The following is a 26,105-nucleotide window of genomic DNA, read 5'->3' on the forward strand; positions in this document are numbered from 1 at the left end:
GGTCACGACGCGAAGGCCGCCACCCCCGCCTGCGCCACCTCGTGGTCGTTGGCCGGTGTGCTGCCGCTGGCCCCGACCGCGCCGACCACCAGGCCGCTGCCGTCCTTGATCGGTACGCCGCCGGGGAACGTGATCAGCCCGCCGTTGGAGAACTCGATGTGGTACAGCGGCTGACCCGGCTGGGCCAGCGGGCCGAGATCGCCACTCGGCATGTCGAACAGGCGCGAGGTGCGTGCCTTCCGGATCGCGATGTCGATGCTGCCCAGCCAGGCGCCGTCCATCCGGGCGAACGCCTTGAGATTGCCGCCCACGTCGACCACGGCGACGTTCATCAGCAGGCCGAGCTCGGTCGCCTTGCGCACGCTGGCGGTGAGGACACGGTTCGCCTGCTCCATCGTCACGTCAGCGGTCGTCGGAACACTGGTCATGGCTCTGTTCCCTCCCGGTCAGGCCGCCGCGGCGGCAGGCTTGAGGACGACCTTGGAGTAGCCGTCCTCGCGTTTGTCGAACCGCGCGTAGGCATCCGGCGCCTCGGACAGCGGCAGCTGCTTGGAGACCACGAAGCTCGGTGTCGCGCGGCCGGCGATGATCAGATCCCGCAGCTGCCGGTTGTAGGCCTTGACGTTCGCCTGGCCGGTACCGACCCGCAGGCCCTTCTCGAACAGCTTGCCGAACTGCATGAGCAGCTCACCGCGCCGGGCATTCTCGGTGGGCCCGCCCGGATCGCCGGGAACGTAGAGGCCGATCACGCCGATCATGCCGGTCGCCCGAACCGTGTGTACCAGCTGGTTGAGCACCACGGCGGGCTGCTCGTCGCCCTCCGGCACGGTGGCCTGGTATCCGACCGCGTCCACGCCCTTGTCGGTACCGTCGCCGTCGGTCTGGTCCTTGATCGCCTCGACCGGGTCCGTCGCGCCGAAGTCGATCGGGATCGCACCCACCTGCTCGGCCAACCGCAGCCGGGAAGCCACCCGGTCGACCACGAACACCTTCGAGGCGCCCTTGAGCAGCGACGAGTACGCGGCCATCAGCCCGACCGGGCCCGCGCCGTACACCGCGACCGTCTCGCCCGGAGAGACCTCGGCCAGCGTGGCACCGTGGTACCCGGTCGGGAAGATGTCGGCCAGCATCGCGAAGTCGTCCTCGTGCTCCTCACCGGGCGGCAGCGACAGGCAGTTGAAGTCGGCGTAGGGCACCCGCAGGTACTCCGCCTGGCCACCCGGGTAGGGGCCCATCGAGACGTAGCCGTACGCGCCGCCGCCGAAGCCGGGGTTGACGGTGAGGCAGAAGCCGGTCCTGCCGGCGAGGCAGTTCTTGCAGAAGCCGCAGGCCACGTTGAACGGCATCGACACCCGGTCGCCGACGCGCACCCGGGAGACGCCGGCGCCGACCTCCTCGACGATGCCCATGTTCTCGTGGCCGAACACCAGGCCGGCCGGCGCTGCCGTACGCCCCTCGTACATGTGCAGGTCCGAGCCGCAGATCGCGGTGGTCGTGATGCGGACCAGCGCGTCGGTCGGCGCCTCGATCCGCGGATCGTCGACGTCCTCCACGGCCACGGTGAACGGTTCCTTGTACACCACGGCTTTCATCCCTGGCCTCCCCCGATGACCTGTTGCGGGCAGCAATCCAACCGCCCGCAACTACCCGGCTACGGCCAGACCAAACTCCTTGCCACGGCGCCGTGACCGAACGCAGTCAGCCGGCGCTCAGGTCATGGTGGCGGCGCGGTCGGCGTCGCTGCGGAGGACGCAGAACTCGTTGCCTTCGGGGTCGGCGAGGACCGCCCAGCCCGTACCGTCGGGGTTGCGGCGGTCGGCGACCAGGGTGGCGCCGAGGGTGAGCAGCCGCGCGACCTCCTCGTCGCGCGTGGTCTCCGGCCGCAGGCAGAGGTGCACCCGGTTCTTGACGATCTTCGGTTCGGGTACCTGGTTGAAGTAGAGCGCCGGGCCGTCCGCCAGCGGTACGGCGATCTCGTGATCGCCGGGCCGGTCGTCCGGGCCGAGCGGTCGCCCGGTCACCTCGCTCCAGAACCGCGCCAGCGTGTAGGCATCCGTACAGTCGATCGCCACGTTCTGCAATACCGAGACCATGCCCACGAGCTTCCCCGATCGGGACCCGTGCCCGCCACTCGGTCCGTCCCGTCGAGCAGGGAGCCCGGACCCGTACCGACGCGGCCCGGCCCCGCGTCGGTGCGGGCCCGGGCCGGGTCGGAATCGGCGGTCAGTCGCGGACCGTGAAGGTGGTGGAGAGGGGGAGGTGGGTGGAGGAGTCGCCGACGTGCACGGTGTACGTGCCCGGGGTCAGCTGCCAGGCGTGCGCGTCCGACGACCAGACCGAGGCGTCGGCCGCGGTCAGGTGCAGGGTGACCCGCCTGGTCCGGCCGGGCCGCAGCGACACCTTCGCGAACCCCTTCAGCTGCGCCGACGGTTCACCGGCCGCCTTCGGGTCGGACAGGTACAGCTGGACGACCTGGTCGCCGGAGCGGTGCCCGGTGTTGGTCACCGACACCGAGGCCGTGAGCCGGCGGTGCGCCTCGAGCGTGTGCCCGGACAGGTGCAGCCCGGACAGCCGGAAACTCGTGTACGACAGGCCGTAGCCGAACGGGAACGCCGGCGTCAGCCCCTGCGAGTCGTACCAGCGGTAGCCGACCCGCAGGCCCTCCGAGTACGACACCTTGCCGTCGACGCCGGGCCACTGGGCCGCGGTGGACGCCGGTACCTGGTCCAGCGAGGTCGGGAACGTGACGGGCAGCTTGCCGGACGGGTTGGTGTCGCCGAACAGCAGCGCGGCGATCGCGTTACCGGCGTCCTGCCCCGGGTACCAGGCCTCGAAGACGCCCTTGACCTTCGACAGCCACGGCATCGTCACCGCGGAGCCGGTGTTGAGTACCACGATGGTGTTCGGGTTGGCGTCCGCGATGGCGGCGATCATCGCGTTCTGGGTGCCCGGCAGGTCGATGTCCTTGAGGTCCGAGCCCTCCGACTCGTAGTCGTTGGCATAGACCACGGCCACGTCGGAGTCCTTCGCCACCTGCACCGCCTGCGCCAGCGGGTCGGAGTCGGGCAGCGTCCAGCCGAGGTTGACGACGGCGTCGCCGGCCGCCTGGTAGTAGTCGACCTCGATCGAGACCGGCTTGTTCGCGGTCAGCGTCACCTGCGCGGTCTCGGTGTGCTCCGCCTGGTTGCGCCAGTTGTCGATGACCTGCTTGCCGTCGATCAGCAGCCGGCTGCCGTCGTCGGAGGTCAGCCCGAACGTGTAGCTGCCGGTCTGCGGCGGGGTCAGGGTACCGGTCCACCGGGTGGAGAAGTTGTTCGCCGGCACGCCGGCGGGCCGGTTCGCGTCGCCGAACGTGAACGACACCTGCGGATCGGTCCGGGTCGCCACCGGGTCACCGGACATCGTCGTGTTGTCGTAGTAGGCGCCGGTCAGCCCGTGCCCGCTGCCGTCGGCCGGGGTCAGGTACCGGCTGTCCACGGCGGGCAGTTTGCCGGAGCTGCCGAGGTTGCCCTGCGCGTACCGCACGTCGATGCCGCTGCCGGCCCGCGCCTTGATCCCCTCGTACGGGGTGACCGTGCCGGTACCGGCGACCTTCGCGCTGCCGCCGCCGGCGGTCATGGTGTCCGGCCCGGCGCCGTCCCCGATCACCGCGATCGAGCCGAGTTTCTTGTCGTTCAACGGAAGTACGCCGTCGTTCTTGAGCAGTACGGTGCCGTCCTCGCTGATCTGGCGGGCGGTCGCGACGTGCTTGTCGGTGGACGCCGGCGCGGTCGGGGTGTCCGCGGAGGGGTGGTCGAACAGCCCGAACCGGAACTCCTGCCGCAGGATCCGGCCGACCATGTCGTCGAGCCGGGAGCGCGGTACCTGCCCGTCGGTCACCGCCTGCTTCAGCGCGGCACCGAAGTACGTGCTGCCCGGCATCTCCATGTCCATCCCCGCGTTCGCGGAGCCGGCGGTGGAGTGCGTGCCGCCCCAGTCGGAGGTGATGAAGCCGTCGAAGCCGAAGTCCTGCTTGAGGATCTGGTTGAGGTACGCGTTCTCGCAGGCGAAGGAGCCGTTGACGACCGAGTACGAGCACATCGCCGAGGACGGCTTCGCCTCGTCCACGATGGTGCCGAACGCGGCGGCGTAGATCTCGTGCACCGACCGGTCGTCGATCTGCACGTCGTCGTTGGCGGTGTTGCGGTGGGTCTCCTGGTTGTACACCGCCCAGTGCTTCACCTGCGCCATCACGCCGTGCGACTGGATGCCCTCGATGTCACCGGCGCCGATCTTGCCGGTCAGGTAGGGATCCTCGCTGTACGACTCGAACGAGCGGCCCCAGCGCGGGTCCCGGACGATGTTGACGGTCGGGCCGAGGTCGACGTCGACGCCCTTGGTCCGGTCCTCCGCACCGACCACCGACCCGTACCGCCGGGCCGCGCGCTGGTCGAAGGTGGCGGCGAGGGTGGTCGCGGACGGCAGCTGGGTGGTGTCGGCCATCCGTACCCCGGTCGGGCCGTCCTGCAGCTTCAGCGCGGGGATGCACAGCGCATCGTTGCCGGGCACGTATCCGGTGTACGCGGAGCCACCGGCGCCGTGCACCATGGCGATCTCGTCGTCCAGCGACATCCTCGCCAGCACCTGCTGGACCCGGCTGTCGATCGGCGCGTGCGAGCCGATCCAGGGGCAGTCGGGGTTCGGCGCGGCCTGCGCGCTGCTGGCCAGCGTGGCGGCCGGCAGCGCGGCCGCGACCAGGGTGAACGCTGTGGCCAGGGCGATTCTGGGACGTGTGGGTCTGTGCATCGATCCTCCCGGCGATCGGCAACTGGATCGGGCTGCAGGGTGGCCCGGGACGCGAAAGATGTCCGGCCTGGACGCCGGACATCTTTCGCGTTCACTACATCGATGTCAACGGACCAATCCGCTATCTCACACCATTATGTCTTGAAACCACCGATACCATCCGTTACCGCACGTCGACCCGGTGCGGGGCCGAGGTGGTACCGGCCGGCAGCCGCACCGTCAGCGTGCCGCCCGGGTACGACCAGCCGGGGCCGGTGTCGCGCGCCGCGAGCGCCCGGCCGTCGACGGTGACGCGGGTCGGGCGGTCGGCGTGCAGCAGCCGTACCGTCCAGGTCCGGGTGTCCACGGCGCCGGGGTAGCCGCCGCGCCGGGAGCCGATGGTCAGCCGGGTCGCGCCGCCGCGCTCGGTGTAGGACAGCGCGGTCGTCGCGGACTGGCCGTGCTGGTAACCGTTCCCGTCGCCCGCGTCCTCGTACAGGCTGACCCGCCCGTCCCCGCCGGTGGCGATCGTCGCGGTCGCCGCGGTCAGCGGATGCCCGGTGTCGCCGGACACGTCGCCGGTACGGGTGGTCACGATGCCGCCGGAACGCACGAACACCGGCATCGTCGACAGGTCGGTGTGCACGGTGCGGGTCGCCGGCCCGGTCACCTGCTCCCCGGTGAACCAGTCGGTCCACGTCCCCGGCGGGAACCAGACCGTGGTGTCGGCCTGCTCCCCCGGCGTCGTCACCGGCGCCACCAGCACGTTCGGGCCGTACAGGTACTCCGTGGACGCGAACTGGTAGGCGTCCGGCTGGTCCGGGTACGCCAGGTACAGCGCCCGGGTGATCGGCAGGCCGGTCGCGTTCGCCTGCCGCGCGAGGGAGTACGTGTAGGGCACCAGCGACTCGCGCAGCCGCAGGAACCGTTCCGCCGAGTCCTTCGCCGCGCCGGCGTAGTCCCACGGCAGCCGGTCGCCGTGCGACGAGTGCAACCGCAGCACCGGCTGGAACGCGCCGAACTGGACCCAGCGCGCGTACAGGTCGTCGGCGAGGTGCTTGCCGTGGAAGCCGCCGATGTCGTGGCTGACGTTCGACTCGCCGATCCCGGCGCCCTCGGCCGGGGTGAACGCCACCTCGTTGGCCAGCTCGTCCCAGGTGGAGTCGGTGTCCGCGGTGAAGTGCGCGGCGTACCGGTGGTCGGCCCACGGTCCGGACGGCAGCGCCGACGAGCCGGAGTAGCCGCCGGCGGTCAGCGAACTGCCGATCCGGGAGAGCACGAAACCGCGCAACCCCAGCTTCTCCCGCTGCCACGCGTAGTTGCCGTTGATCCACGCGTCCGGGGTGATGCCGGGCATCGACGCCTGCGAGTTCTCGCAGCAGTAGTCCAGCCACCAGAAGTCGACGCCCAGCTGCTGGATGGAGTCGTGCAGGCCGAAGTACGCCTCGAGCTGGTGGGGATCCGACCAGTCGAACACGTAGCACTGTCCGTTGTGGACGGTGTCGGAGCCGCAGGACTCCGATGGCGTCAGCCTGCCCTGCGCGGTCGCCTGCGCGGCGGCAAACTTCGGATCGGCCTGCTGCACGCTGGGATGCACGTTCAGCGTGGCGTGGATGCCCTGCCGCTTCGCCCAGTCCAGGTAGCCCTTCGGGTCCGGGAAGTAGGCCGGGTCGAACTCCCAGCCGTTCCAGGCGTCCGGAGACTTCCAGTCGGTGTCGGTCACCAGCACGTCCAGCGGCACGTTCTCACCCGCGACGCCCGCGCAAGGTCAACACGCAGCCACCACAACCGTGCGCCGCGTCGATCACGCGGCGCCCGACCCCCGCGCCGCCTCACACCGCGTGATCGGCGCGCCCGGGCGTCACGGGTGCAGGCGATGCAGCCTGGCCCGCAGCCCGGAAACGGTCCCGAACCGGGTCGCGATCAGCCCGATCGCGACCAGCGGTACCGCGCCGGCGAGGAACAGGCCGACCTGCGGGCCCAGGTGCTGGTCGATCCAGCCGATCACCGGGCCGCCCAGTGCGGCCGAGCCGGTGAACACCAGCAGGTACACGCCCATCGCCCGCCCGCGCAGGTGCGGGTCGACCGACAGCTGGTAGGTGGAGTTCGCGGCGGTCACCAGCAGCAGCGTCGCCGCGCCGAGCCCGGTCAACACCACCCCGAACGCCCACTGCGCCGAGGTCAGCGCGGCGAGCATGGCGAGCGCGGCAACGACCGTACCGGTGGCGAGCAGGCTGCGCACGCCGCCGCCGGTGCGCCGGGCCGACACCAGCGCGCCGGCCACCGAGCCGATCGCGACCACGGAGCTGAGCAGCCCGTACCCGCCGGCGCCGGAGACGAACACCGACTTCGCGTAGACCGACAGCGTCACCGCGAGGTTGCTGGTGAAGAACGTGAACGTGCCGACGAGCACGACGGTCCACAGCATCTCCGGCCGGCTGCGTACCAGCCGCAACACCTCGACGGTGCGTACGGGGGCGGCGGCGGCCGGCTTGGGCAGGTGCACCATCTCGTGCCGACGCATCGCGAGCAGGCCGGCGACCGGCGCGGCGAACGAGCACGAGTTGGCGAGGAACGACCACCCGGGGCCGACCGCGCCGATCAGTACGCCGGAGACGGCCGGACCGACGAGCGCACCGAGCTGGAACACCGTGGAGTTGAGGCTGATCGCGTTGCGCAGCTGCCGCGCCGGCACGAGCTCGTTCACGAACGCCTGCCGGGTCGGGTTGTCCACCGCGGTGATCAGCCCGAGTACGAAGGCGATCACGTACACGTGCCACGCGGCGACGTGCCCGCTGAGCGTGAGCACCGCCAGCACGGCCGCGGTCAGCCCCATGCCGGCCTGGGTGACGAGCAGGATGGTGCGCTTGGCGAACCGGTCGGCGAGCGCGCCGCCGGCGATGCCGAACAGTACGGTCGGCGCGGCCTGCAGGGCGGTGGTGATGCCCACCGCGGTGGCCGATCCGGTGATGCTCAACACCAGCCAGTCCTGGGCGATGCGCTGCACCCAGCTACCTGTGTTGGACACCACCTGCGCGCCGGCGAAGACGCGGAAGTTGAAGGTACGGAGGGATTCGAAGGTGCGGTGCCGTCTCGGCGCCGCGCCGGGTAAGTGGTCGTCGGTGGCCGCGCGCGCGATGCTCACAATCGTCCAAAGATCGAAACCGGGTGGGTGTGCACTCCATCCTTGCCACCTCGGCGCTCATAGCCAAATCCAATTGCTCCTATTAGTGTTATAGCGTCTTGCAATAAGGAAAGGGACGCCGTGTACAACCCGGAGCACCTGCGGAGCTTCCTCGCGGTCAGCGAGTCGCTCAGCTTCACCCGCGCCGCGGCGGCCCTCGGCATCCGGCAACCGACTGTCTCCCAACACATCCGCAAGCTGGAGGACGAGGTCGGCCGGCCGCTGCTGGTGCGCGACACGCGCACCGTCGCGCTGACCGCGGACGGTGAGGCGATGGCCCGGTTCGCCCGCACGATCATCGCCGCGAACGAGGCGGCTGTGGGGCACTTCACCGGCTCCGAGCTGTCCGGCCGGCTCCGGTTCGGGGTGACCGACGACCTGGCGCTGACCCCGGTGCCCAAGATCCTCCGCGAGTTCCGCCGGCTGTACCCGCAGATCGTGCTGGAGCTCACCGTGTCGCAGAGCCTGACGCTGCAACGCCGGGTCGAGTCCGGCCACCTCGACGCCGCCTTCGTCAAGTACGCCCCGGGCGAGGGCCACGGCCGCCTGGTGCAGCGCGACCCGCTGGTGTGGGCGGCGGTCGAGGACGCCCGCCTCGACCGGAACCGCCCGCTCCCGCTGATCGTCTACCACGCACCGAGCATGAGCCGCTCCCGCGGCGTGCAGGCGCTGGAGGCGGCCGGCATCCCGTACCGGATCTCGTGCACGGTGCGCGGCGTCAACGGGGTGCTGGCCGCGGCGCGGGCCGGCCTCGGGGTGGCGATCTTCGCCCGCAGCCTGGTTCCGGCCGACCTGGTCGAGCTGCCGGCCGATGCGGGCCTGCCGGAGCTGGGCGAGACCGACCTGGTGCTGCTGACCAACCCGCACTCGGCCGGTGACGCGGTCGAGGCGCTGACCTCGGCGATCCTGTCCCGCCGCAACCCCATCCGCAACATCGCGCACTGACCGCGAGTCGCGGTGAGCCACGCCACCCCGACCTCGGGGTCAGGGCCAGTAGCGCGCCGCGTGGGCCAGCGCCGGACCTTCGAGCAACGCGACCAGCCGCTCGAACCGGTCGACCGCGGCCGGCCCGCTCCAGTCCGCGGCGAGCAGCTCGCGCGGCAGCCCGGGGTCCCGGAACGGCAGCTGCCGCCAGGTGTCGACCACCCGCAGGTAGTGCACGAACGCCTGCTCCGGATCGACGGCCGGGCGCGACTCCAACTCGGCGACCAGCCGCTCGTGATCATCGATGAACGCGCGATAGCTGTCGTCGATGGCGGCCAGATCCCAGCTCTCGTAGAGCAGCGAGGTGAGGTCGCGGCTGCCGACGTAGGCACCGACGAAGACGGCGGCGTACTTGTCCATGCCCAGCTCGCCGATGGCCCCCTCCGCGGCGGCCCGCATCCGGGCCGGCGCGAGCCACATCGCGGTACCGACGTTGCCGAAACCCAGGTGGGCCAGGTGGGTACGGAGCTGGTCGCGCTTGCGGCGCTCCGCCTCCGGGATGCTGAGGTTGACGATGCACCAGCCGTCGGCGAGGTCGGCCGGGCGCCGGGAGTGCCAGATCACCTCGTCACCCTGGGCCAGCACGGCGCTCGCCCGGTCGGTCAGCGCATAGCCGCGCGCACCGGCACGGCTCTGCGACTCCAGCCAGCCGCGCTGCTTGAGCCGGAACACCGCGGTCCGCACCCCCGGCGCGTCCTGCCCCGCCTGGCGCATCAGCTCGACGACGCCCGCGATCGGCATCCAGTCGTCCCTCCGCCGGACCACCGCACCGAGGAAGCTGACCAGCAGGGTGCGGGAGATCCGCGTCCGGGAAGTGGTCGTCGGCGGGTCGCTGCGGCTCATCACGACACCGATTGTGCCGTCCGGGGCCGCCAGCGCAGATGCACGTCCTCGCGCGCACCCTCGCGCAGCAGTTGCAGCCGGGGCGGCACCTTGTCGGTCCGCGCGGTCGGCGGGCGGCGGTTGCCGGCGGCCCACTGGTCGGGCCACGGTGCGGCGGCACCGGCGTACCCCTGCTCGGCAGCGGCGTGCAGGGTCCACTGCGGGTCGTACAGGTGGGTACGGCCCAGCGCGCACAGGTCGGCGCGGCCGGCGAGCAGGATCGAGTTGACGTCGTCGTAGCTGGAGATCGCGCCGACCGCGATGACCTTCACGTCGGTACCGGCGGCCACCCGGTGCCGGATCACGTCGGCGAACGGGGTCTGGTACGAGCGCCCGAACGCCGGCCGCTCGTCCTTGCTGATCTGACCGGTCGACACGTCGATCGCGGCCGCGCCGTGCTCGACGAAGGCCCGCGCCATCTCGACCGCGTCCTCGGCGGTGTTGCCGTCCGGCAACCAGTCGGTGGCCGAGATCCGGACCGTCACCGGCAGGTGAGCCGGCACCGCGGCGCGGACCGCGTCGAACACCTCCAGCGGGTAGCGCAGCCGGTGCGCCACGTCGCCGCCGTACTCGTCCGTGCGCCGGTTGGACACCGGGGACAGGAACGCGCTGAGCAGGTAGCCGTGCGCGGCGTGCACCTCGATGAGGTCGAAGCCGGCGTCGACCGCGCGCCGGGCGGCGGCGACGAACTCGTCCCGGATCCGGTCGAGGTCGGCCCGGGTCGCCTCGCGCGGCACGTGGCAGCCCTCGCCGTACGGCACCGGGGAGGGCCCGACGACCTCCCAGTTGCCGGCGTCCAGCGGCTCGTCCATGCCCTCCCACATCAGCTTGGTCGAGCCCTTGCGGCCGGAGTGCCCGAGCTGCGCGCCGATCCGCGCCGTCGATCGCCGGTGCACGAAGTCGGTGACGCGCCGCCAGGCGTCGCGCTGCTCGTCGCTCCACAGGCCGGTACAGCCGGGCGTGATCCGCCCCTCCGGGGACGTGCAGATCATCTCGGTCATCACCAGCCCGGCGCCACCGAGCGCCTTGGATCCCAGGTGTACCAGGTGGAAGTCGTCCGGCACGCCGTCGGTCGCCGAGTACATGTCCATCGAGGACACGATGACGCGGTTGCGCAGCCGCAGCTCGCCGATCGAGACGGGCTGGAACATCGCGGGCGTCACCTCGGCGGATCCCTGGTGCCGGGCGAACTCCGCCTCCATCCGGTTCGCGAAGTCGTGGTCGCGTTCCTTCAGGTTGTCGAAGGTGATCCGGCGCGACCGGGTCAGCAGGTTGAAGACGAACTGCGCGGGCTCCTGGTCGGCGTACATCCCGATGTTCTCGAACCACTCCAGCGACGCCTGCGCCGCCCGCTGGGTCGACTCGACGACCGGCTTGCGCTCCTGCTGGTACGCCGCCAGCGCCGGCTCGATGCCCGGGTGCTCGTGCAGGCACGCGGCGAGCGCGAGGGCGTCCTCCATCGCCAGCTTGGTACCGGAGCCGATCGAGAAGTGCGCGGTGTGCGCGGCGTCGCCGAGCAGCACCACGTTCCCGTGGTGCCACACCTCGTTGCGCACGGTGGTGAAGTTCAGCCACTTGGAGTTGTTGGTCAGGATCCGGTGCCCGCGCAGCTCGTCGGCGAAGATCTCGCCGATCCGGGCCACCGCGTACTCGTCGGAGGCGCCGGGCGCGAGCTCCTCGCGCTCGGTGCGGTCGAGACCGGCGGCGCGCCACACGTCCTCGTGCATCTCGACGATGAACGTCGAACCGGCGTCCGAGTAGGGGTAACCATGGATCTGCATGGTGCCCCACTCGGTGTGCTTCACGAAGAACTGGAACGCCTCGAACACCAGATCGGTGCCGAACCAGATGTACTTGTTCCGGCGCAGGTCGAGCCGCGGCGAGAAGACGTCCGCGTACCTCGCCCGCACGGTGGAGTGGACGCCGTCCGCGGCGACCACGAGGTCGTACTCGCGGCGCAGCGCGTCGACGTCCGGTGCGGCCGTCCGGTAGTGCACCGCGACGCCGAGCTCGGCGACCCGGCGCTGCAGGATCTCCAGCAGTTCCTTGCGCGACATCGCCGCGAAGCCCTGGCCGCCGACGGTGAACTCGTGCCCGGCGAAGCTGACGTCGATGTCGGTCCACCGCGCGAACCGCTGCTCCATCGTGGCGTGTACCACCGGGTCGGCGCCCTCGATGCTGCCGAGCGTCTCGTCGGAGAAGACCACCCCGAAGCCGAACGTGTCGTCGGGTGCGTTGCGCTCCCAGACCGTGATGTCGTGGCCGGGATCGATCCCCTTGAGCAGCGTCGCCAGGTAGAGCCCGCCCGGTCCACCACCGACGATCGCAACCCTCATGACGTCGGCTCCGCGGCGGTTTCCTGGTCGACCAGCTGGCGCAGCCGGAAGTGCTGCAGCTTGCCGCTGGCGTTGCGCGGCAACGCATCGACGAACCGTACGTCCCGGGGATACTTGTACGGCGCGAGGTGACCCTTGACGAACGCCTGCAGCGCCGCGGCGTCGGCGCTCGACCCCTCCCGCAGCACGACGAACGCGCAGACGACCGAGCCGCGCTCGGCGTCCGGCTTGGCCACCACCGCGCACTCGACCACGTCCGGGTGCTCCTCGAGTACCGCCTCGACCTCGGGGCCGCCGATGTTGTAACCGGAGGACACGATCATGTTGTCGGTGCGCGCCTGGTACCAGAAGTAGCCGTCGGCGTCCCGGACGAACGTGTCCCCGGTGACGTTCCAGCCGTTCACGACGTAGTTGCGCTGCCGGTCGTCGGCCAGGTACCGGCAGCCCACCGGGCCGATGACGCCGAGCCGGCCGGCGACACCGGGGCTGACCTCGTTGCCGTCCGGGTCCAGGATCGTGGCGCGGAATCCCGGTACCGGCTTGCCGGTGGCGCCCTCGCGGATGTCGTCGCCGGCCGCGGTGATGAAGATGTGCAGCATCTCGGTGGCGCCGATGCCGTCGATGATCTTCAGGCCGAGCCGCTCGTGCACCTCGCGCCAGGTTTCCACCGCGATGTGTTCACCGGCGCTGACCGCGCTGCGCAGCCCGCGCAGCAGCTCGGCGTTGCCGGACCGCAGGATCTGCTTGTACGCGGTCGGCGCGGTCGCGAGCACCGTGACCCCGTGCGCGGCAACCAGTTCCGCGAGTTGCGGCGGGGTCGCCTTCTCGGTGAGGAACGCGCACGCGCCGGCCCGCAGGGCGAACACGACCAGCATCCCGAGGCCGAAGGTGAACGCGAACGGCGCGGTGCACGCGACGACGTCGTCCGGCTGCAACCGGAGCGTCATCCGGCCGAAGGTGTTGTCGATGGACAGGATGTCGCGGTGGAAGTGCGTGGTGATCTTCGGAACCCCGGTACTGCCGGACGTGGGACCGAACAGTGCCACGTCGTCGGCCGCGGTGTCGGCCGGGGTGAAGTCGGCCGGCCGGTCGGTGACGAGCGTGGTGAGGTCGTCCGGCGCGTCGCCGCCGTACACGGCGATCCTGAGGTTCGGCGCGGTCGAGTCGCGCAGTTCCCGCACCGCCGCGGCGAATCGGTGGTCGACGAGGGCGATCGTGGGGGCGGTCTTCTCGACGATCGGCGCGAGTTCCCGGGCGCGCAGCGCGGACATGGTGGTGACGACGATGCCGCCGGCCTTCAGTACGGCCAGCCAGCAGGCCACCGTCCACGGGTTGTTCGGCGAGTGCAGCATGACCCGGTTGCCGGTGACCAGGCCGAGCTCGTCGGTGAGGTAGCCGGCGAGCTGGTTGGTGCGCCGCAACAGCTCGCCGTACGTCCAGACCTCACCGTCGGGGGTGCGCAGCGCGGGGCGGTCGGCACCGTACTTCTGCGTCGGCACGTCGAGCAGCTCGACCGCGGCGTTCAGCCGCGGCGGGTACTGCAGAAGTTCGGTGGTGAACTCCAGGGTCGGCCACTGGTCCCGCGGCGGCAGGTGGTCGCGGGCGAAGGTGTCCTCGTACCCGGAGGGTGCGAGGTCTGCCGGGTAACCGGAAGGCGCGAGCTCGGTCATGTCGTGGCTCCAGCGGGGATGCGGATCATGCCCTCCTGGACGACCGTCGCCAGGTGGGTTCCGTCGGGGGTGAAGAATCGCCCGAGGTTGAGGCCGCGGCCGTCGCTGGCGGAGACGGCTTCCTGGGCGTACAGCAGCCATCCGTCGACCGGCGCGATTCGGTGGAACCACATCGAGTGGTCCAGGCTCGCCGTGACCAGACCGTCGTCGGCCCAGGCGAGACCCAGCGCGCGCAGCGTCGGCTCCAGGATCGTGTAGTCGCAGACGTAGCCGAGGGCGGCGGTGTCGCGCTGCCGGTCGTCGAGTCCGGCAACCTCGCGCAGCCCGTCGAAGGGCCGCACCCACACGGCCTGATGGGGCACCTGCGTGCCGTCGACGGTGAGGTAGACCGGACCGGGCACGTGCCGCATGTCGAAGCCGCGCCCGTGCCGCCAGTACGCGCGCGAACCGTCGGTCATCGTGCCGCCGGACCGGCCGTCGAGATACTCCGCCGAGCTGGGCAGGCCATCCGGCTCGGCGATCTCCGCCGGCGGCTCCGACTGAAGGTGGCCGCCGGGCCCGCCCGCCGCGAAGCTCGCGAGGCAGACGAAGATCGGCTTGCCGGACTGGTAGCCGCGGACCTGGCGGGTGGCGTAACCGCGCCCGTCCCGCAGGATCTCGACCTCGTAGCGCACCGCGGCACCGATCTCGGCCGGGCGCATGAAGTACGAGTGGGTCGAGTGCAGGTGCTTGCCGTCGACGGTGCGGATCGCGGCGACCACGGCCGCCGCGACCAGGTCCCCGCCGTACGCCTTGGGCCACGGGCAGGGCTGGGTGACCGCGGTGAACGCCCGGTCGAAGTGTTCCGGCGCCACCTCGGTGAGGGTGACGGCCCGGGTGAAGATCTCGGAGGTGGCGTCCTTCGTCACGGGCGGTCCGTCCAGTCACGCAGCTCGTCGTCGCGGACCTGCGGCAGGTTGACGACGATGTTCTCCGGGGTACGGGTGGTCATCCAGGTGAGCGGTCTGTTGCGGTCCAGGTTGCACTCGACGTGCGGCATGTACGGCGGCACGAACACCCAGTCGCCCTCGGACATGTCGATGTAGTCCTCGAACTTCTCGCCGAAGTAGATCCGGGCCCGGCCGGACAGCACGTACCCCCCGGTCTCGGCCTCGCCGTGATGGTGCGGCGTGGACCGGTAGCCGGCCAGGTTGTGCACCTTGCCGAACCAGATGCGGGTGGCCGGCGTGTGCTGGATGCTGACCCCGGAGATCCGCGTCGCGCCTTCGGACTGGCCGGTGAGTCCGGCGTCCGGTTCGTGCCCGCCGCGGGTGACGAACGGGACGATCAGCCCCGCGTCGTTGCGGTACAGCGAGTTGTCACCGATCTCGTGGTCGTCGGAGTTCGGGTCCATGCCAGTCCTTCCGCCGGTCGCGGTGGTCACCGTTCGGTATTTCATTATCGGCACGTTCGTTGTGAACATGTCAATAGACCGCTACGGTGGGCCCGACGGCGAAGCACCAGTCGAGGAGAGCCGATGACGAGCCAGCTGCAGCCGGTCCCGGTGAACCCGGTGAGCCTCCCGGCGCCCCGCGGCTACTCCCACGGCACGCTCAGCGGCAACACGCTGTACCTGGGCGGGCAGACGGCGCTGGACGCCGACATGAAGATCGTTCCGGGCGGCATCGTCGAGCAGTTCCGGCAGGCGTTCGGCAACGTGCTCACGACGCTGCGGGCCGCCGGCGGCGTCCCGGCGGACCTGGTCAGCATCACCATCTACCTGACCGACATCCCGGACTACCAGGCGCACGGCCGGGAGATCGGCGTCGTCTGGCGCGAGCTCGCCGGCCCGGTCTACCCGGCGATGGCCGGCATCGGCACCACCGGGCTGTGGCAGCCGGAGGCGATGATCGAGATCCTCGGCGTCGCGGTGATTCCGGACGACCGGCTGATCCGGCCGGCCCGCTGACCGAGCCTCGAGTTCGCGCAACCGCCGCGGGGAGCCACAGAACGGTCGTCAACGGTAGAACACGTTGATTCATGTCGTGACGAGGCTGTAACGTGCGGTTGACCCTGGGGTAAACCCACTCGATCCGCCACATCTGCGCACTCGACGGCGCCCTTCGCGGCACGTCGGGCCCTCGCCCGGCGCGCCGGTGGTGCACCGCGCGGCGCACCATCTGGAGGTGGACATGGCAGTACCCGTTTCCCGCCGCACCGTTCTCCGCTCCGCCGGCGCACTCGGCGGCGGCGCCCTGGCCGCCGGCGCTCTCGCCGGCACGGGGGCCGACGCCGACCCCGCGGCCGCTTCCGCTGCCGCCGCACCGCAGCCGGTCACCAGCGAGCCGGACGCGCTCTCGATCCGTACCGATCCGTTCGGCACCATGCCCGACGGCACGCCGGTCACCCGCTACACCCTCGGCAGCGAGCACGGCGTGCAGGTGCAGTTGCTCGACTACGGCGCGACCGTGCACCGGGTGCTGACCCCCGACCGGCGCGGGCACCGGGCGAACGTCGCGCTCGGTCTGTCCACACTGGACGAATACCGGACGAAGAGTCCGTACTTCGGCGCGATCGTGGGCCGCTACGCCAACCGGATCGCCAAGGGCAGGTTCACCCTGGACGGGCACACCTACCAGATCCCCGTCAACGACGGGGAGAACGCGCTGCACGGCGGTCCCGTCGGGTTCGACAAGCACGTCTGGGACGCCGAGATCGAGCGCCGGCACGGCCGGGTCGGCGTCCGGTTCCGGTTCGTCAGCCCGGACGGCGACATGGGCTTCCCCGGCACCCTGACCACGATCGTGACCTACACCCTCACGGCGCGCGGCGAGCTGATCATCGACTACCACGCGACCACCGACAAGGCGACCGTGGTCAACCTGAGCAACCACACCTACTGGAACCTCGGCGGCGAGGGGACCGGCTCGGTGTACGACCACCTGCTGTGGATAGACGCGGACCGGTACACGGCGGTCGACGGCGAGGCGATCCCGCTCGGCACGCTGCCGAACGTGCACGCGACCCCGTTCGACTTCCGCCGGCCCACGGCGATCGGCGCCCGGATCCGGGCCGGCGACCAGCAGCTGATCAACGTCAAGGGCTACGACCACAACTGGGTGCTCAACGGCTCCGGCCAGCGCCGCATCGCCACCGTGTACCACCCGACCAGCGGTCGGCATCTCGCCTTCACCACCGACCAGCCCGGTCTGCAGTTCTACGCCGGCGACCAGCTGGACGGCACGCTCGTCGGCATCGGCGGCAACACCTACCGGCAGAGCGACACGTTGGTGCTGGAGACCCAGCACTTCCCCGACTCCCCCAACCAGCCGGACTTCCCGTCCACGGTGCTGCGACCGGGGCAGGTCTTCCGCACCGCCACCACGATCGACTTCGGCGTCGCGCGGGCCGACTGAGATCCACTGTGGACAGACCGATGGCCGGCCCCGCCGCGCGGGACCGGCCATCGTGGTGCGGCGTGTCGAGCTGTTCGGGTCAGCCGACCCAGGCGTCGACGTAGCTGATCGCACCCGGCGGGTTCTGGATCTTCACGTCGTGCACCTTGCTACCGGTGAGGCTCAGCTGCTTGATGTAGTACAGCGGAATGCTCGGTGCGTACTTCTTCATGATGTACTCGTCGAGCTTGCCCCAGTCCTTCGTCGCCTGGTTCGCCGGCTCGGCCTTGATCTTGTCGATCTGCTTGTTCACGTCCGGCGCGTTCAGGTACGAGGTGTCCTGGTTGCCTTCCGCCACGATGGTACGGCCGTCGAACAGCGGCGGGATGACCGTGGAGCCGCTCGGCCAGTCCGCACCCCAGTTGGTCGCGTACATGTCCCAGCCGTTGTTCTTGCGGTCGATCGCGGTGAAGAAGTTGTCCTTGTCCTCCGGCCGCAACACGATCTTGAAGCCGGCCTTCTGCAGCGCGGTCTGCACCGCCGTGGCGAGCTTCTGCCCAGACTCGGTGTTCGCGAACGCGTAGACGAGCTTCGGGTGCTTGCCGCCGAGCAACTTCTTCGCCTTGGCGATGCCGTCCGGCGTGGCCGCACCCGGGTAGGCGTCGTACTTGTCCCAGCCGGCGACGGTCGGCGACATCAACGTCGTCGCCGGCGCGGCCTGCGAGGTACCGCCGTTGACCTGGACCAACGCATTGCGGTTGATCGCGTAGTTGAGGGCCTTACGGACGTTGACGTCGGTGACCCGCTGGGTGTTGATGTCGATCCGCTCCGCGAACGACAGGAAGTCGTTGAGCGTGCGGCCCTTCGCCGACGGGTCCGCCAGCACCTTGCTGGTCAGCTCCGGACTGACGCCCGGCTGGTCGACCACCGCGTACTGGTCGTTGCCGTGGTCGGCGAGCACCCGGTTGGTCTGGTCGGTCGGGCTGACACCGATCTTGACGTCCAACGTGTCGAAGTAGTCGTGCCGGATCGGGTCGCTCTTCGGGTCCCAGTACTTGTTGCGCGACAGCTTCAGCTCGGTGCCGCGGTTGTAGCTCTCGATCTTGTACGGGCCGCTGGCGAACGGGTGCGTGTCGATCTTCTGCGGGTTGGAGTCCTGCGACTTGGGCAGCGGCGAGGTGGTGCCCCAGGACGCCGCGTACGGGAACTCCGGCTGCGACGACTTGAGGTGGAAGGTGATCGAGTTGCCGCTGACCGTCACGCCAGGCGGCATCGCCGCGCCACCGTTGTACGGGCCTTTGTACTTTCCGTTGTAGGTGCCCGGACCGGCCAACCACTGCTGGATGTAGTGCGGCCCGTCGGAGAGGTTGGACGAGTACGACCGGGCCACACCGTAGGCCACGTCGGCCGCCTTGATCGGCGTACCGTCCTCGTACTTCAGGCCCGACTTCAGGGTGTATTTCCAGGTCTTGCCGTCGTGGTTGACGTCGACACCGGTGTTGGTGGCGAGGTCGCCGACCAGGACCGAACTGCCGGTCTTCGGGTCGAACTTGAACGCGGTCAGCTGCCGGGTCACGAGCTCGTCGAGCGCCTGCGCGTCGGAGATGTAGATCCGCTGCGGGTCGAGGTGCTCGTAGTCGCGCTCGTGGTACGAGATGATCGTCCCGCCCCGCTTGGCGCCCTTGATCGCCGGGGCCGGACCCTTCGAGTCCGCCGGGTCGGTGCTGATGGAGCCGGACGCCACCTTCGCGCTCGGCCCGTTGTCGTTGCCGCTCTTACCGGTGTTCTTGCTGCATGCCGTGGACATGCCGATCAGCGCCACAGCAACCGCGCCGACGGCCACAACCTTGCCTGTTCGCATCACACCACCTCTTGGAGGCTCCCCCTGCAGGACAGGCACGCTCCACCCGCCCCAATCGGGCTTGTCTTCGCACGCTAGAAGCGGCACATCAGCGACCGGTAACGAGCGGATCACCAAAGCGTCGACATCTGTGCCGGAGACGAGGGAGTTTGCCCTGCTCTTGCATTTCTCACGCGCCGCTAGCGGAAAGGTGCCCCTGGGCGAGATCATGGCCGGAGCCATGTGACGGATGACAAAATTTGAAATCTGTCAGCCTTCGGGTGCAGGATGACTCTCGACCGTCACACCACCTGGAGGATTCGGATGCGACTTCGTCGACTCGGCGCACACGGACCGTCGGTCTCCGCGATCGGCCTCGGCTGCATGGGCATGTCCGGCACGTACGGGCCGGCCGACGACGCCGAGAGCGTCCGCACCGTGCACGCCGCGCTCGATGCCGGCATCACGCTGCTGGACACCGGCGACTTCTACGGCATGGGGCACAACGAGCTGCTGCTGCGCGAGGCGTTGCGCGGCGGCCGCCGCGACGCGGCGACGCTCAGCGTGAAGTTCGGCGCCCAGCGCGGCCCGGACGGCGCCTGGCTGGGCTTCGACGGCCGGCCCGCCGCCGTCAAGACGGCGCTGGCCTACTCGCTGCAGCGGCTCGGCACCGACCACGTCGACATCTACCGGCCCGCGCGGCTCGACCCGGCGGTACCGATCGAGGACACCATCGGCGCGATCGCCGAGCTGGTCGACGCCGGATACGTGCGACACATCGGGCTCTCCGAGGTCGGGCCGGCCACGCTGCGCCGCGCCGCCGCCGTGCACCCGATCGCTGACCTGCAGATCGAGTACTCGCTGCTGTTTCGCGGCATCGAGGAGCAGATCCTGCCGACCTGCCGCGAGCTGGGCGTCGGCATCACCGCGTACGGCGTGCTCTCCCGCGGCCTGCTGTCCGGACGCTGGCGTGCCGACCAGGCGCTGCCGGCGAACGACATGCGCGGGCACACCAGCCGGTTCCAGGGCGACAACCTGGCGCACAACCTGGCCCTGGTCGAGGCGCTGCGCACGATCGCGGCGCGGCTCGGCTGCACCGTGCCGCAGCTCGCGACCGCCTGGGTGGCCGCGCGCGGCGACGACGTCGTCCCGCTGGTGGGTGCCCGGCGGGTGGACCGGATCCCCGAGGCCACCGGCGCCGCCGAGCTCGACCTCGACGACGAGACGCTGGCCGCGATCGACGCCGCGGTCCCGGCCGACGCCGCCGCCGGCGACCGGTACCCGGCCGGCCGCACCCCGGAGCTGATCTGAGCATGGCCGGGCCGCTCACCCGGGAGCAGATCCTCGCCGCCGCCGAGGACGTGCTCCGCCGGTACGGGCCGGACAAGGCGACGGTGGTCGACGTGGCGCGGGCGCTCGGCGTCAGCCACGCGAGCGTCTACCGGCACGTACGAAGCAAGGCCGAGCTGCGGGCCGCGGTGGCACGGCGGTGGCTCACCCGGGTGCACGCCCCGGTCACCGCGCTGCGCGACTCGACCGAGGACCCGCCGACCCGGCTGCGTACCTGGCTGCACACGCTGCTCGCGACCAAGCGGCACAAGGTGCTGGACGATCCGGAGCTGTTCGCCGCGTACCAGCGGCTGGCCGCCGAGTGGCAGGACGCGCTGACCGCCACTCTCGACGGCCTGGTCGCCGACATCGCCGCGATCGTCCGGGCCGGCGTGCGCGACGGCAGCTTCCGGCCGGTCGAACCGGCCGGCACGGCACGGGCGATCTTCACCGCGACGCTGGCGTTCCACCACCCGAGCCACGCGGCGACCTGGTCCGATCCCGGTACCGAGGAACGGCTCGACGCGGTGTGCGACCTGATCCTCGTCGGCCTGTCCGCCGACCGGGACGGTACCGACCGGCACGAACGCTGACCAGCACCGCGCTGGCGGCGGCCGGCGGCCGGTTCCCATCGGGGCCGGCGGGGCTCGCCGCAGGGGCGAGTGGCGGAGGGGGTCAGGACGCGGCGTCGGCCGGGTCGGGGCGCAGCTCGCGGGCGCGGCGGACCACCTCGTGCGCGAGCAGGTCCGCCGGGTCCACCACCGGCAGGACCGGGTCGGCGTCGGTGCCGGCGGCGAGCGCGAGCACGATCTCGGTGCACCCGGCGATCGCGGCCTCGGCGCCGGCGTCGCGCAGCGTGCCGAGCACCTCGGCCAGGGCGGCGGCGCCGGTCGCGTCCGCGGTACCGGCCTTGACCGCGGCGATCGCGGCCGTGACCCGGGCCTGCTCCGCCGGTTCCGGTACCAGCACGGTCAGGCCGACCGCGGCGCACGCATCGTGGTAGAGCCGGGACGCCACGGTGCCCTCGGTGGCGAGCAGACCGACGGTCGCACCGGCCGGCAGCGTCGCGGCCAGCCGCTGCGCGGTGACGTCGATGATGCTGATCAGCTCCAGGCCGGCCGCGGCGGCCAGCGGCGGGACGAACGCGTGCGCGGTGTTGCAGGCCACCGCGAGCAGCCGCACCCCGGCCGCGGCGAGGCCGGCGACCCCGGCCCGCAGCACCGGCGTCGGGTCCTCGCCGTCGCCGACCAGCGCCGCGGTCCGGTCCGGTACCCGCGGGTCGGACCAGATCACCACGGGCAGGTGTTCCTGGTCGGTCGCGGCCGGGGTGGCGGCGACCAGCTTGCGGTAGAAGTCGACCGTGGCGGCGGGGCCCATCCCGCCGAGGATCCCGACCACTGGTGGCGACAGCGTCATGCCCAACCTCCTACGACGACGGGTACCGGGGTCACGTCCAGTCTCGTTCCCGGCCGGACGACAGCACGCCGACCACGATCCCGAAGGTACGCAGCGCGCTCGCCGCGTCGGGTGCGTCGAACGCGACGGTGCGTTCGGCGATCGCCCGCACGCCGGGGATCGAGCTGGCGCGCACGGCGAGGTACGGGTAGTCGACGTCGACTTCGACGGTGTGCGGTGCCGGCGCGGCCGGCCCGGCGCCGGCGAGTGCCGCCGCCTGCCGCGCCGCCGCGGTGATGTCGGCGGCGGTCGCGGCCGGCGGCCGGCAGATCGCGCTGTGCCGGGACAGCGCCCGCTTGACCGTGACCGTACGGGCTCGGGGCGCCCACTGACGCGACGCGGCGCACAGCACGTCGTCGCCGGTGACCAGCACGACCGGTACCCCCGCCTCGGCGGCGACCAGGGCGTTGAAGCCGCCCTCGTCGACCTGCCGGCCGTCCACCCGGACGTCCAGGGTGGTGTGCGACAGGCAGGTGTGCGCGAGCACGCCGGGCCGTCCGGCGCCCATGTGGTAGCCGACCATCGCGACCGCGTCCACGCCGGTGTCGATCAGCTCCATCATGCCGAGCGGCTTGTGCCGGCCGATCACCAACTCTGCGCGCGGGTCCAGTTCGGCCAGCGGGAGGTTGGCCATGCTGCAGTGCGAGTCGTTGACGACGATCTCGTCCGCGCCGGCCGCGGCGAACCCGGCGACGGCCGCATTCACGTCGCCGAGCATCAGCCGCAGCGCCCGCTCGTACCGGTCGGTGCCGGCGATCACGTCGTCGGGCAGCACCGTGCCGGTGGCCCCCTCCATGTCGGCCGAGACGAGGATCCGCATGCGGCCGACTCTACGGCCCCGCCGTACGACCCCCGCCGAGCCTCCGTTGATCAAGGGATCGGCGCACATCGTCCACGGTGAACGCGCACGGATCCCTTGATCAACGCGTCGGGATCAGGTCCACCAGGGGGCGGCGCCGTTGATCAGGCGGTCGTGCCCGACGAATCTGAACAGGCTGGTACCGGGCGACAGCGGCTGCGGGTCCTTGAGGAAGCGGTGCCGTCCGACGCCGTGGTCGACCGTCGCTTCCGACAGGTACGCGCGCTCGAAGCCGTTCTCGTCGAACCGGTCGCAGATCCACGGCACCGGGTCGGGCACCTCCCGGTGCCGGGTCCAGACCACCGAACCGCCGGTACCGCACAGCTGCGTGCAGTGCTCGACCAGCCGGGCGACGCCGGGCAGCGTCAGGTTGCCCAGGATCCCGCAGAGCAGCACGAGATCGGCCGGTACCGAGGGGAGGTAGTGGGTGGCGTCGGCCGCATCACCGGCGATCACCTCGACGCCGGGCAGGCCGGCGCGTTCGGCCGCGGCACGAGCCGCGACGACGTTGCGCTCGTCCAGCTCGACCAGCCGGGCGTGCACGTCCGCGGCGCGCGGATGACCCGCCAGCGCGCCGATCAGGTCACGACCCTGACCGGCACACAGGCTGATCGCCCGGAGCGGACCCGGTGGTGCGTCGTCGAGCGCCGCGGCGATCTGCTCGCGCACCGCGGCGAGGCGGCGGGCCAACTTGGAGTTGGGGGTGTCGTAGAGCTCGTGCCAGGTGAACCAGTCGCGGTCAAACACCCCACAAGGCTACAAAGATCGATTCAGATGGTGAACACCGCAGAAATTCAAATAGTGATCACATCACGACAACAGGTCATGTTGACATCGGCGGCACATTCGTGGAATGGATCCCGTTTCGCCGCCAACCTTTCCCACGGCTCGTCCGTGACAGTCAGCGTGACGGGGGCGAGCGACGCCGGACGTCGGCCAAGTCGAGCACGACCTGGTCGCCGGCAGGTCACGCCGTACTACTGAGACCGCCCCGGCTCAGCCGGGGGACAGGGCGAGGCCGACGGCGCCGGGGCCGAGGTGGACGGCGAGGGTGGCCGAGGACGGCGTCACGATGGGCTCCGGCAGCGCGGGGAACCGCTTGGCCAGCAGCCGGGCCGTGTCGGCGGCGCGGTCCGGCGCGTCGATGTGTTCCACCGCCGCCTGCAGGCGGTCGCCGTCGACACCGCGGCCGGCCAGGTCGACCAGCTGCGACAGCGCCCGACGCGTGCCGCGCACCCGGGTCACCGGAACGATCTGGCCGCCGTCGACGCCGAGCAGCGGCTTGATCGACAGCGCGGTACCGAGAAACGCCGCGGCCGGGCCGATCCGACCGCCGCGGCGCAGGTACTCCAGGGTGTCGACGTAGACGAGCTGGTTGATGTGCCCGCGCTGCGCGGCGGCGAGCGCGAGCACGTCGCCGGGCGCCCGGCCGGCCGCGGCGGCCCGGGCGGCGGCCAGTACCGCGAAGCCGAGGCTCATGCCGGTCGTCTGCGAGTCGACCACCCGTACCGGCACCCCGCACCGGTCGGCGGCGGACTGCGCCGCGGCGCAGGTCTGCGACAGCCGGCCGGAGATGTGGATCGAGATGATCGCCGTGGCGCCCGCGTCGGCCGCCTCCTGGTACGCCCAGAAGAACGCCGACGACGACGGCTCGGCGGTGGCCACCGGTACGTCCGCGCGCAGCGCGGCGAACAGTTCGGCCCGGTCGAGTTGGTCCTCGTTGGTGATCCGGTCACCGATCTTGACCTGCAGCGGCACCACCCGAATGCCGAGTCGCGCGGCGAGCTGCGCGGGCAGCGACGCGGTGGAGTCGGTGACGATCGCGAGGCGCTGGCTCATGGCCCGCAGATTAGCGAGTAAATGGTGCAAATCCAATCGGCGTCGCTCGAGGCAACTCACTGTGAGTAGCCGCCTCCGGTCCGCAGACTGTCCGCTGACCTGCTCGGACACTCCTGAGCGCGCGACAGGTGTCGCGCTGCCGACCACGCTAGGGTCGGTCTCGGCGTGCTCGCAACGGGCCCCGAGGGCGGTTCCGAGTTCAGGCGTGGGGGTGCGGTCGGTGCGGTTGACGATCCTGGGCGGCGGCGGGTTCCGGGTCCCGCTGGTGTACCGAGCGCTGCTCGCCGACCGGGCCGAACCGCGCGTCACCGAGGTCGTCCTGTACGACGTGGACGAGCCGCGGCTGGCCGCGATCGGCCAGGTGCTGCGGCAACTCGCCGACGGCGTCCCGGACGCACCCAGGGTACGGATCTCCGCCGAGCTCACCGACGCGCTCGCCGGCGCGGACGTGGTGTTCTGCGCGATGCGGGTCGGCGGCCTGGCCGGCCGCGCCGCGGACGAACGGATCGCGCTGGACGCCGGACTGCTCGGCCAGGAGACCACCGGTCCGGGCGGCATCGCGTACGGGCTGCGCACCGTCCCGGTGGCGATGCGCGTCGCCGAGCTGATCGCCGAGCTGTGCCCGCGGGCCTGGGTGGTCAACTTCACCAACCCGGCCGGGATGGTCACCGAGGCGATGCAGCGCATCCTCGGCGACCGGGCGATCGGGGTGTGCGACTCGCCGGCCGGGCTGTGCCGGCGCGCCGCCCGGGCGCTGTCGGTCGAGCCAACCCGGGTCGCGTTCGACTACGCCGGCCTCAACCACCTCGGCTGGCTGCGCGCCGTCCGGGCGCAGGGCCGTGACCTGCTGCCCGAACTGCTCGCCGACGACGTCGCGCTGGCCGGTTTCGAGGAGGGCAGGCTGTTCGGCGCGGACTGGATCCGGGCGATCGGCGCGCTGCCCAACGAGTACCTGTACTACTACTACTTCACCGCCGAGGCGATCACCGCGATGGGTGCCGGTGAGACCCGCGGCGAGTTCGTGGCCCGGCAGCAGCAGGCGTTCTACCGCGCCGCGGCGGCCGACCCCGGGCGGGCGCTGGCGCTGTGGGACCGTACCCGGGCCGAACGCGACGCCACCTACCTGGCGGAGGCGCGCGACAGCGACCGGGATCAGTCCGATGTGGACGAAGGCGGCTACGAGGCGGTCGCGCTGGCGCTGCTCGCCGCATTGCGGCACGGTGCACCCACGACGCTGATCCTCAACGTACGCAACGGGTCCACCCTGCCGACGCTGCCGGCCGACGCGGTGATCGAGGTGTCCTGCACGGTGGACGGCTCGGGCGCCCGGCCGCTCGCGGTCACGCCGCTGAGTACCCACCAGCTCGGCCTGGTCGCGGCGGTCAAGGCGGTCGAGCGGGCCACCATCGAGGCCGCCGTGTCCGGCAGCGCGGCCACCGCCGTCACCGCGCTCGCGTTGCATCCGCTCGTCGACTCGGTCGGTACCGCCCGGCGGCTGCTCACCGCCTACCGTGCCGCGATCCCGGAGCTCGCCGCCGTCCTCCGCTGACCGCGCACCGATGCTGCGGTGACGTGTCGTCCCCGACGCC

At 71.2% G+C, this 26,105-nt stretch carries 22 protein-coding genes; 6 read left to right on the forward strand and 16 right to left on the reverse strand.

Going from position 1 to position 26,105, the window contains the following annotated elements:
* Positions 1 to 2: 2 nt before the first annotated feature.
* The 6 genes from Asera_RS31340 to Asera_RS31365 form a co-directional block, all read right to left on the reverse strand.
* Positions 3 to 428, reverse strand: coding sequence for a GlcG/HbpS family heme-binding protein (locus Asera_RS31340; RefSeq protein ID WP_030447192.1), 426 nt, complete (start codon positions 426 to 428; stop codon positions 3 to 5).
* An 18-nt stretch (positions 429 to 446) separates the two neighbouring features.
* Positions 447 to 1,592, reverse strand: a complete 1,146-nt coding sequence (locus Asera_RS31345; RefSeq protein ID WP_030447193.1) for a glutathione-independent formaldehyde dehydrogenase — start codon at positions 1,590 to 1,592, stop codon at positions 447 to 449.
* Positions 1,593 to 1,709: 117 nt separating this feature from the next.
* Positions 1,710 to 2,093, reverse strand: coding sequence for a VOC family protein (locus tag Asera_RS31350; RefSeq protein WP_030447194.1), 384 nt, complete (start codon positions 2,091 to 2,093; stop codon positions 1,710 to 1,712).
* Positions 2,094 to 2,223: 130 nt separating this feature from the next.
* Positions 2,224 to 4,785 carry a glycoside hydrolase family 3 C-terminal domain-containing protein gene (locus Asera_RS31355; RefSeq protein WP_035297186.1) on the reverse strand — a complete coding sequence of 854 codons (2,562 nt, stop codon included), beginning with the start codon at positions 4,783 to 4,785 and terminating at the stop codon, positions 2,224 to 2,226.
* Positions 4,786 to 4,948: 163 nt separating this feature from the next.
* Entirely contained in the window at positions 4,949 to 6,505 is a 1,557-nt protein-coding gene (locus Asera_RS31360; RefSeq protein WP_051802459.1) for a glycoside hydrolase family 31 protein, read from the reverse strand.
* 120 nt (positions 6,506 to 6,625) lie between these two features.
* Entirely contained in the window at positions 6,626 to 7,909 is a 1,284-nt protein-coding gene (locus Asera_RS31365; RefSeq protein ID WP_169745860.1) for an MFS transporter, read from the reverse strand.
* A 120-nt stretch (positions 7,910 to 8,029) separates the two neighbouring features.
* On the opposite strand from Asera_RS31365, the gene Asera_RS31370 reads away from it, so the two are divergent.
* On the forward strand, positions 8,030 to 8,893 hold the full coding sequence (locus tag Asera_RS31370) for a LysR substrate-binding domain-containing protein (protein WP_030447198.1): 864 nt from the start codon (positions 8,030 to 8,032) through the stop codon (positions 8,891 to 8,893).
* Positions 8,894 to 8,932: 39 nt separating this feature from the next.
* Here Asera_RS31370 and Asera_RS31375 read toward each other — a convergent pair whose 3' ends face one another.
* The 5 genes from Asera_RS31375 to Asera_RS31395 are packed head-to-tail and all read right to left on the reverse strand — an operon-like array spanning position 8,933 to position 15,213.
* Complete coding sequence (locus Asera_RS31375; protein WP_244844244.1) at positions 8,933 to 9,775, reverse strand: PaaX family transcriptional regulator; 843 nt, start codon at positions 9,773 to 9,775, stop codon at positions 8,933 to 8,935.
* Positions 9,775 to 12,150: a bifunctional salicylyl-CoA 5-hydroxylase/oxidoreductase gene (locus Asera_RS31380; RefSeq protein WP_030447200.1), complete on the reverse strand. Its 2,376-nt coding sequence runs from the start codon at positions 12,148 to 12,150 to the stop codon at positions 9,775 to 9,777. The genes Asera_RS31375 and Asera_RS31380 overlap by 1 nt, the downstream gene beginning before the upstream one ends.
* Complete coding sequence (locus Asera_RS31385; protein ID WP_030447201.1) at positions 12,147 to 13,820, reverse strand: AMP-binding protein; 1,674 nt, start codon at positions 13,818 to 13,820, stop codon at positions 12,147 to 12,149. The genes Asera_RS31380 and Asera_RS31385 overlap by 4 nt, the downstream gene beginning before the upstream one ends.
* Entirely contained in the window at positions 13,817 to 14,728 is a 912-nt protein-coding gene (locus Asera_RS31390) for an acyl-CoA thioesterase (RefSeq protein ID WP_030447202.1), read from the reverse strand. The genes Asera_RS31385 and Asera_RS31390 overlap by 4 nt, the downstream gene beginning before the upstream one ends.
* Entirely contained in the window at positions 14,725 to 15,213 is a 489-nt protein-coding gene (locus tag Asera_RS31395) for a cupin domain-containing protein (RefSeq protein WP_030447203.1), read from the reverse strand. The genes Asera_RS31390 and Asera_RS31395 overlap by 4 nt, the downstream gene beginning before the upstream one ends.
* A gap of 123 nt (positions 15,214 to 15,336) precedes the next feature.
* Here Asera_RS31395 and Asera_RS31400 point away from each other — a divergent pair, with 123 nt between their 5' ends.
* Both Asera_RS31400 and Asera_RS31405 read left to right on the forward strand, forming a co-directional pair.
* Positions 15,337 to 15,768: a RidA family protein gene (locus tag Asera_RS31400; RefSeq protein WP_030447204.1), complete on the forward strand. Its 432-nt coding sequence runs from the start codon at positions 15,337 to 15,339 to the stop codon at positions 15,766 to 15,768.
* A gap of 223 nt (positions 15,769 to 15,991) precedes the next feature.
* A complete protein-coding gene (locus Asera_RS31405; RefSeq protein ID WP_030447205.1) occupies positions 15,992 to 17,215 on the forward strand; it encodes an aldose epimerase family protein in 1,224 nt (407 codons plus the stop codon).
* Between the two features lie 79 nt (positions 17,216 to 17,294).
* Here the strand turns inward: Asera_RS31405 and Asera_RS31410 are convergent, their stop codons facing one another.
* Positions 17,295 to 19,055: an ABC transporter substrate-binding protein gene (locus tag Asera_RS31410; protein WP_030447206.1), complete on the reverse strand. Its 1,761-nt coding sequence runs from the start codon at positions 19,053 to 19,055 to the stop codon at positions 17,295 to 17,297.
* Between the two features lie 303 nt (positions 19,056 to 19,358).
* Between Asera_RS31410 and Asera_RS31415 the strand changes: the two genes are divergently transcribed.
* Together Asera_RS31415 and Asera_RS31420 are read left to right on the forward strand one after the other, a co-directional pair.
* Positions 19,359 to 20,345 carry an aldo/keto reductase gene (locus Asera_RS31415; RefSeq protein ID WP_030447207.1) on the forward strand — a complete coding sequence of 329 codons (987 nt, stop codon included), beginning with the start codon at positions 19,359 to 19,361 and terminating at the stop codon, positions 20,343 to 20,345.
* Between the two features lie 2 nt (positions 20,346 to 20,347).
* The gene (locus Asera_RS31420) at positions 20,348 to 20,956 is read left to right on the forward strand and encodes a TetR/AcrR family transcriptional regulator (RefSeq protein WP_030447208.1); all 609 of its coding nucleotides are present in this window, start codon (positions 20,348 to 20,350) and stop codon (positions 20,954 to 20,956) included.
* Positions 20,957 to 21,038: 82 nt separating this feature from the next.
* On the opposite strand, the gene cuyB is transcribed toward Asera_RS31420, so the two are convergent.
* From cuyB to Asera_RS31440, 4 genes are all read right to left on the reverse strand, one after another.
* On the reverse strand, positions 21,039 to 21,779 hold the full coding sequence (gene cuyB, locus Asera_RS31425) for a cysteate racemase (RefSeq protein WP_035297188.1): 741 nt from the start codon (positions 21,777 to 21,779) through the stop codon (positions 21,039 to 21,041).
* A gap of 31 nt (positions 21,780 to 21,810) precedes the next feature.
* On the reverse strand, positions 21,811 to 22,638 hold the full coding sequence (locus tag Asera_RS31430) for a M55 family metallopeptidase (RefSeq protein ID WP_030447210.1): 828 nt from the start codon (positions 22,636 to 22,638) through the stop codon (positions 21,811 to 21,813).
* Positions 22,639 to 22,752: 114 nt separating this feature from the next.
* Entirely contained in the window at positions 22,753 to 23,424 is a 672-nt protein-coding gene (locus tag Asera_RS31435; protein WP_030447211.1) for a class I SAM-dependent methyltransferase, read from the reverse strand.
* A 249-nt stretch (positions 23,425 to 23,673) separates the two neighbouring features.
* Positions 23,674 to 24,516, reverse strand: coding sequence for a DegV family protein (locus Asera_RS31440; RefSeq protein ID WP_030447212.1), 843 nt, complete (start codon positions 24,514 to 24,516; stop codon positions 23,674 to 23,676).
* Between the two features lie 220 nt (positions 24,517 to 24,736).
* On the opposite strand from Asera_RS31440, the gene Asera_RS31445 reads away from it, so the two are divergent.
* Complete coding sequence (locus Asera_RS31445) at positions 24,737 to 26,065, forward strand: 6-phospho-beta-glucosidase (RefSeq protein WP_030447213.1); 1,329 nt, start codon at positions 24,737 to 24,739, stop codon at positions 26,063 to 26,065.
* Positions 26,066 to 26,105: the final 40 nt, after the last annotated feature.

Origin of the sequence: Actinocatenispora sera (genome assembly GCF_018324685.1) — a bacterium.
Taxonomy (GTDB): Bacteria; Actinomycetota; Actinomycetes; order Mycobacteriales; family Micromonosporaceae; genus Actinocatenispora; species Actinocatenispora sera.

Bases quoted from the DNA above. Each gene is read 5' to 3' on its own strand.
- Asera_RS31380 (WP_030447200.1), bottom strand. From the start codon at position 12,150: ATGAGGGTTGCGATCGTCGGTGGTGGACCGGGCGGGCTCTACCTGGCG.
- Asera_RS31430 (WP_030447210.1), bottom strand. From the start codon at position 22,638: ATGCGGATCCTCGTCTCGGCCGACATGGAGGGGGCCACCGGCACGGTG.
- Asera_RS31405 (WP_030447205.1), top strand. From the start codon at position 15,992: ATGGCAGTACCCGTTTCCCGCCGCACCGTTCTCCGCTCCGCCGGCGCA.
- Asera_RS31410 (WP_030447206.1), bottom strand. From the start codon at position 19,055: ATGCGAACAGGCAAGGTTGTGGCCGTCGGCGCGGTTGCTGTGGCGCTG.
- Asera_RS31355 (WP_035297186.1), bottom strand. From the start codon at position 4,785: ATGCACAGACCCACACGTCCCAGAATCGCCCTGGCCACAGCGTTCACC.
- Asera_RS31340 (WP_030447192.1), bottom strand. From the start codon at position 428: ATGACCAGTGTTCCGACGACCGCTGACGTGACGATGGAGCAGGCGAAC.
- Asera_RS31350 (WP_030447194.1), bottom strand. From the start codon at position 2,093: ATGGTCTCGGTATTGCAGAACGTGGCGATCGACTGTACGGATGCCTAC.
- Asera_RS31400 (WP_030447204.1), top strand. From the start codon at position 15,337: ATGACGAGCCAGCTGCAGCCGGTCCCGGTGAACCCGGTGAGCCTCCCG.
- Asera_RS31345 (WP_030447193.1), bottom strand. From the start codon at position 1,592: ATGAAAGCCGTGGTGTACAAGGAACCGTTCACCGTGGCCGTGGAGGAC.
- Asera_RS31440 (WP_030447212.1), bottom strand. From the start codon at position 24,516: ATGAGCCAGCGCCTCGCGATCGTCACCGACTCCACCGCGTCGCTGCCC.
- cuyB (WP_035297188.1), bottom strand. From the start codon at position 21,779: ATGACGCTGTCGCCACCAGTGGTCGGGATCCTCGGCGGGATGGGCCCC.
- Asera_RS31415 (WP_030447207.1), top strand. From the start codon at position 19,359: ATGCGACTTCGTCGACTCGGCGCACACGGACCGTCGGTCTCCGCGATC.
- Asera_RS31420 (WP_030447208.1), top strand. From the start codon at position 20,348: ATGGCCGGGCCGCTCACCCGGGAGCAGATCCTCGCCGCCGCCGAGGAC.
- Asera_RS31375 (WP_244844244.1), bottom strand. From the start codon at position 9,775: ATGAGCCGCAGCGACCCGCCGACGACCACTTCCCGGACGCGGATCTCC.
- Asera_RS31395 (WP_030447203.1), bottom strand. From the start codon at position 15,213: ATGGACCCGAACTCCGACGACCACGAGATCGGTGACAACTCGCTGTAC.
- Asera_RS31385 (WP_030447201.1), bottom strand. From the start codon at position 13,820: ATGACCGAGCTCGCGCCTTCCGGTTACCCGGCAGACCTCGCACCCTCC.